Origin of the sequence: Nonomuraea mesophila (assembly GCF_004352805.1) — a bacterium.
Lineage (GTDB): Bacteria > Actinomycetota > Actinomycetes > Streptosporangiales > Streptosporangiaceae > Nonomuraea > Nonomuraea longispora.
The window spans coordinates 1-2,216 of the sequence record NZ_SMLD01000357.1 but is presented as its reverse complement, the minus strand read 5'-3'; the positions used below and the strand labels follow the sequence as shown (position 1 = coordinate 2,216).

Below are 2,216 nucleotides of genomic sequence, written 5' to 3'. Positions count from 1 at the left end.
CCCCGGCACCGCAACAGGCCCCGCTTTCCGCTGCGGCGCAGTAACCCCCGTTCCTGTGTGGCGCAGCAGCCAAGCCCGCTCCGGCCCCGGCGCAGCCAGCTCGGCCCGCTCCGGCCCCGGCGCAGCAGTCCCTCGCATGGGCTGTGGCGCAGCAGCAGGCCCCGCTTCCGCCGTGGGGCAGTGGCACGACCCCGCTCCGGTCTCGGCGCAGCCAGCTCGGCCCGCTCGGTCACGGCGCAGGTTGACGCCCGTGTTGTCGCGGTGCCCGCTCGGCCTGTTCCCGATTGCTGCCTGAAGTGCGGCCCGCTGCCGCCGCCCACGGACGGTCCCGGCCGCAGCACGGTTCACCCGCCACGAAGGCTCAGCTCACCGTGGGGCCGTGGTCAGGATCGGCGCGAGTTCAGGAGGGTCGGCGCGTTCGACGCGGACGGAGTCGCAACCCACCCAGTCGGCCGCCGACCACAGGGCCTCGCGCACGGCGTCGCCCCACTTGGCGGAGGAGAGGCCGGGCTCCAGGCTGAGCTGCCTGGCCACCAGGGTGGCGCCCTCGCGCGCCGGGTCGACCCGGCCGATCAGCCGGCCGCCCGCCAGCACCGGCATCGTGAAATAGCCGTGTACACGCTTGTGCTTGGGGACGTAGAGCTCCAGCGTGTAGCGGAACCCGAAGACGCGCTCGGTGCGGCCCCGGTGCCAGATGAGCGAGTCGAACGGCGACAGCAGCGTCGTGCGGTGGCGGCCACGCGGATCGGATGCCAGGGCGACCGGATCGGCCCAGGCGTTGGCGTGGCCCTTCTTGCCCGGCCAGCCCGTCACGGTCACGGGTGAGAGCCCCGCGGCCCCGCTGAGCAGCACCTCGTCGAGGATCGCGGCGTAGCGGCCCTTGAGCCGGAGGAAGTCGATCAGGTCGGTGCGGTTGGCCACGCCCAGCGAGCGGCCCGCGATGGCGGCCAGGCGCGTGATGCACTCCTCGTCGGACAGGTCTTCGCCCAGCAGGTCGGCGGGGATGACCCGCTCGGCCAGGTCGTAGACCCGCCGCCAGCCGACCCGGCGGGTGCAGACCAGCTCGCCGATGTCGAGCAGCCACTCCAGGCCGATCTTGGAGTCGGACCAGTCCCACCACGGGCCGCCGTTCTTGGCGCCGCCCACGTCGGACGTCGTCAGCGGGCCCGACTCGCGTACTTTCTCCAGCAGCTTGTCGACGTCGTCGGGGACCTCGTGCCAGCGGAAGCGCCGCTCGCGGTAGGCACGGCGCCGGAACGAGTAGAGCGGCCAGTGCTCGATGGGCAGGATGCAGGCCGCGTGGCACCAGTATTCGAAGCTCTGGGCGGGGTCGTGCCAGTATGCCCGTTCGACCTTGGACCTGCCGATCGCGCCCAGGCGGGCGTAGGCGACCAGCTCGTGGGAGCGGGCGAGGACCGAGATCGTGTCGAGCTGCACGGCGCCGAGCCTGCGCAGCATGGCGTGCACCCCACCCTTGCGTGCGTCGGCGCCGGCGAAGCCCTGGGCCCGCAGGATGACCCGGCGCGCTTCGTCGGCGGTCAGATCCGGTATGGGGGTCATGTCTGCATTTCCGTACGGCGGTGCATGCGAGCAATCTAGCGGCGGCCACCGACAAACCCCGCCCGCCCGGACCGCCGATGCGAGGACGAGGACCTCTAAGCCCGTCGCCTGAGGCTGTGCCGGGCGAGGTCTTCCGTTCGTGCTCAAGGATTGTAAGAGGTGGAGCCACAGCGGCATGCCGAGGGTGTGACCTGGCAGGACGATTGTCGGAAGTGGTCACGTCATGCCACGCGGGCGACGTTGGGACGCTGGGCGGGAATGGCGCGACACGCCGTGCTCACGTCGGGGGGAGGGGGCGACGGGACGTGCCTGGGGAATCTGAGGCCGCACCCACGCACCAGGGGAGAGAACCGTTACACGCCCGGGAGGAGTCGAGATGCCCGAGGGGAGTTGGGAGACATCCGGGGGAGCGTCGGGGTGCCCGGGGAGAGAGGGCTGAGACACGCCCGGGGAGAAGCTGAGACGTGCCCACGCACCCGGGAGGGGAGGGATCCGTTACGTGCCCGGGGAAAGAGCCGAGGCCGGGGGAGTGAGGTCCGGGAGAGCCCAGAGACGCCCGGGAGAGTCGAGGTCCGGGGAGAGCCCGGAGCGCCTGGGGAGGCGGGTCGGGAGAGCCGGGAGGCGTCCGGGGGAGGCGAGAGGTGCGCGGAGAAGCT

General features: G+C 72.1%; 1 protein-coding gene. It reads right to left on the bottom strand.

From position 1 onward, the window contains the following. Positions 1–366 precede the first annotated feature (366 nt). Positions 367–1,560 carry a winged helix-turn-helix domain-containing protein gene (locus tag E1295_RS47960; RefSeq protein WP_132642036.1) on the bottom strand — a complete coding sequence of 398 codons (1,194 nt, stop codon included), beginning with the start codon at positions 1,558–1,560 and terminating at the stop codon, positions 367–369. Between the last annotated feature and the right edge of the window lie 656 nt (positions 1,561–2,216).

What these genes read in the sequence shown, in the direction of transcription:
- E1295_RS47960 (WP_132642036.1), bottom strand. Translation starts at nt 1,560, where the DNA reads ATGACCCCCATACCGGATCTGACCGCCGACGAAGCGCGCCGGGTCATC.